Origin of the sequence: Thiohalophilus sp. (assembly GCF_031581315.1) — a bacterium.
Lineage (GTDB): Bacteria > Pseudomonadota > Gammaproteobacteria > UBA6429 > Thiohalophilaceae > Thiohalophilus.
In genome coordinates, this window is record NZ_JAVLAZ010000148.1 from 1 (window position 1) to 3,537 (window position 3,537).

Annotated in this window: 3 protein-coding genes; all 3 read right to left on the minus strand. The window is 60.6% G+C overall.

What is annotated here, in order from left to right; all coding sequences use genetic code 11:
* Window positions 1-467 precede the first annotated feature (467 nt).
* The 3 genes from RI563_RS12920 to pheT are packed head-to-tail and all read right to left on the minus strand — an operon-like array spanning window position 468 to window position 3,533.
* The gene (locus RI563_RS12920) at window positions 468-830 is read right to left on the minus strand and encodes a MerR family transcriptional regulator (RefSeq protein WP_310694796.1); all 363 of its coding nucleotides are present in this window, start codon (window positions 828-830) and stop codon (window positions 468-470) included.
* Complete coding sequence (gene ihfA, locus RI563_RS12925) at window positions 811-1,113, minus strand: integration host factor subunit alpha (protein ID WP_310694798.1); 303 nt, start codon at window positions 1,111-1,113, stop codon at window positions 811-813. The genes RI563_RS12920 and ihfA overlap by 20 nt, the downstream gene beginning before the upstream one ends.
* Window positions 1,114-1,115: 2 nt before the next feature.
* Window positions 1,116-3,533, minus strand: a complete 2,418-nt coding sequence (gene pheT, locus RI563_RS12930; RefSeq protein ID WP_317622897.1) for a phenylalanine--tRNA ligase subunit beta — start codon at window positions 3,531-3,533, stop codon at window positions 1,116-1,118.
* Window positions 3,534-3,537: the final 4 nt, after the last annotated feature.

A 3,537-nucleotide genomic window follows, 5' to 3' on the forward strand; every position in this document is an offset into this window, starting at 1 on the left:
GGACGGCAGGATTTGAACCTGCGACCCTCTGCACCCCATGCAGATGCGCTACCAGGCTGCGCTACGCCCCGACGGATTTGGAACGGCGGGAATCATACACCACATCAATCTCAGGGCCAAGGGACGAGTTACGAGGGACGAGGAAAAACATCTTCCCGAAAGTAAGTAGGGTGCGTTCTACGCATCATTTCCCTGCGAAAATAGCTTCGGCACAATGGGTTCGTACCATATGGGTAGAAAGGTCGGTCGTGCGGCGTCCTCCGGACGCAGTGACGAAGTACGAGGGGCGAGTAACGAGGAAAAACACCCTGTCCCTAAACTGCTGGGAGCGCCTTCGGCGCGATGGATCGTGTGGGCGGAAAGGTTTGTCGCGGTCGTAGCCCGCTCCCACATCCAGGTATGTAGGCCCGATAAAGCGAAGCGGTATCGGGCGGACCTCGTCACTCGTCCCTCGTAACTCGGCCCTCTTATCTTGAAAGAATCGAGGCGATTTCCTCGAGTTCCATGCGCATCTGGCGCAGGGTTTCCTTGTCGGTCTTGCTGCCTTTTTTGGGCTGGTTGTTGCTTTCGGTCAGTTGTAGCCGCGCGCCGCCGATGGTGTAGCCCTGCTCGTAAAGCAGGCTGCGGATCTCGCGGATCATGATAACGTCCTGGCGCTGGTAGTAGCGGCGGTTGCCGCGGCGCTTGACGGGTTTGAGCTGGGGAAATTCCTGCTCCCAGTAGCGCAGCACGTGCGGCTTAACGGCGCACAGCTCGCTCACCTCACCGATGGTGAAGTAGCGCTTGCCGGGAATCGGGGGTAATTCGTTGTTATTGGTGGGTTCCAGCATACGCTTCGACTCTGGCCTTCAGTTTTTGTCCGGGACGAAATGTCACGACTCGCCGTGCGGTTATGGGGATTTCTTCGCCGGTCTTGGGATTGCGGCCGGGGCGCTGCTTTTTATCGCGCAAGTCGAAATTGCCGAAACCGGAGAGCTTGACCTGCTGGCCATTTTCCAGCGCATTGCGAATCTCCTCGAAAAACATTTCCACAATTTCCTTGGCTTCGCGCTTGTTCAGCCCCAGCTCCTCGAACAATCGCTCGGCCATCACCGCTTTTGTCAGCGCCATAATTGTTATTCTCTAAGTGTAGCCCCAAGTTCGCGATCCAGCGCCGTCAAAATGGTGCTGATTTCGCTCTCGACATCTTCATCCTTAAGAGTGCGTGAAAGATCCTGCAAGGTCAAGCCCAGGGCCAGACTTTTTCTTCCAGAATCAATACCTTCGCCCACATAGACATCAAACAACTCGATGTTTTTAAGCCACCCGGAGCCGGCTTTTTCAATGCAATCCTTGACTTTCTGTGCGCCTATGTTCTCATCCAGGACGATCGCAATATCCCGGCGAATCGACGGGTATTTCGACAGCGGCGCAAACGCCGGCAGCCGCCGCTCGACCAGGATCGCCTGCTCGATCTCAAACAGATAAACCCGCTGGGAAAGTCCCAGTTGCTGCTGCAGCCCCGGATGCAGTGCCCCGAGGCGCCCCACGAGCCGGTCGTTATGGCGAATCACGGCCGCCTGACCGGGATGCAGCGCCGGATGGTTGTCATCGGGCTCAAACCGGAACTGCTCGCTCTGGCCGGTCCGGGCCAGCAACTGTTCCACATGTCCCTTGCAGTCGAAAAAGTCGGCCTGACGGGCCGGGCTGCCCCACTGGGGCGGCAGCAAACTGCCTGACAGCAAACCCGCAAGTACCGGTTCCTGTTTTAATTCAGAGCCTTGCAAAACAAACTTCAGACCCTGCTCGAATAATAATACCCGATCCTGCTGACGATTCAAGTTATATAACGCGGTCTGCAGCAATCCCGGCCACAGCGAAGTGCGCATGGCGGCCATTTCCGCCGAGATGGGATTGGCCAGCATCAGCGCCGTCCCCTGCGGATCCAGCTGCTGCTGGAGCTTCGGGTCAACAAAACTGTAGGTCACCGCCTCCTGGTAACCCAGATCCACCAGCAGGCGCTTGTAATCGGCCGGCTTGAGGCGGGTTTCCGGCCGGGCGCCCATCGCCAGGCTAATCCGCGGCCGACTGGCCGGCAGATTGTCATAGCCGTAAATCCGCCCCAGCTCCTCGATCAGATCCACCTCGAGGTTGATATCAAACCGAAACGACGGCGGCGTCACCTCCCAGACAAGCTCTTCCTCGCCCCTCGCCCCTCGTCCCTCGTCACTATCGGCCGGCTGGACCCCCATCCCGAGACGCGCCAGAATATCGACCACCGCGTCCCCGGCAATGTCCGCCCCGAGAATCCGGCCGATCCGGGCATTTCGCAGCCTCACCGGCGCTCTGACCGGCAATCGATCGGCCTGCTGGACATGCACCACCGGCCCCGCCTCGCCGCCACAAATGGCCTGCAGCAGCGCCGTGGCACGCTCCAGCGCCGGCACCTGCAGCTGCGGGTCCACGCCCCGCTCGAAGCGGTGCGAGGAGTCGGTATGCAGCCCGTAGCCCCGCGCCTTGCCGGCGATAGCCTGGGGGGCGAAATAGGCGCTTTCCAGGAAAATATCGACCGTCCCCTCGCCGACGGCGGAGGCGGCACCGCCCATGATGCCGGCCAGCGCCACCGGCGCCGTCTCATCGGCGATCACCAGCGTTTCGCTGTCCAGTTCGATCGTCTGCTCATCCAGCAGTGTCAGGGATTCGCCGGTATTGGCATAGCGAACGCGAATGCCCCCGTTCAGCTTGCCCAGATCGAAGGCGTGCATCGGCTGACCCAGCTCCAGCAGCACGTAGTTGGTCACATCCACCACCGGACCCAGGCTGCGCAGGCCGCTGCGACGCAGCCGTTCGGCCAGCCACAGGGGCGTTTCGGCGTTGGAATTGATGCCCCGCAGCACCCGCCCGGCGTACTGCGGACAGGCCCCGGCAGCTTCCAGTTTGACGCTCAGGCTAGCGTCGATTCCCGCCGTACACGCGCCGAGATCCGGACCGGCCACCGACAATTTGTTCAGCACGCCCACTTCCCGGGCAATCCCCGCCACGCTCAGACAGTCGCCCCGGTTAGGGGTCAGCCCCAGCTCGATGGTCACATCGTCCAGTTGCAGATAATCACGAATCGATTCGCCCACCGGGGCCTCATCCGGCAGTTCCATCAATCCCTCGGCACTGTCCGCCAGCCCCAGTTCTTTCTCGGAGCAGAGCATGCCCTGGGACGGCACGCCGCGCAGTTTGGATTTTTTGATTTTCAGATCGCCCGGCAACTTCGCCCCGACCAGCGCCGTCGGCGCCCTCAAGCCTTCGCGCACATTGGCCGCACCGCAGACGATCTGCAGCGATTCATCAGCGCCGACATTCACCGTCGCCACCCGCAGCTTGTCCGCATCGGGATGGGGCTCCAGCCCAATCACCTCGCCGACCACGACCTTATCAAAGGCCCCGGCCACCGGCTCGATCGCATCCACCTCCAGCCCGGCCATCGTCAACTGATGCGCCAGTGCCTCGGTGTCGATATCGGGATTAACCCACTCTCTTAACCATTTTTCACTGAACTTCATTTTT

What these genes read in the sequence shown, in the direction of transcription:
- RI563_RS12920 (WP_310694796.1), bottom strand. Translation starts at nt 830, where the DNA reads ATGCTGGAACCCACCAATAACAACGAATTACCCCCGATTCCCGGCAAG.
- pheT (WP_317622897.1), bottom strand. Translation starts at nt 3,533, where the DNA reads ATGAAGTTCAGTGAAAAATGGTTAAGAGAGTGGGTTAATCCCGATATC.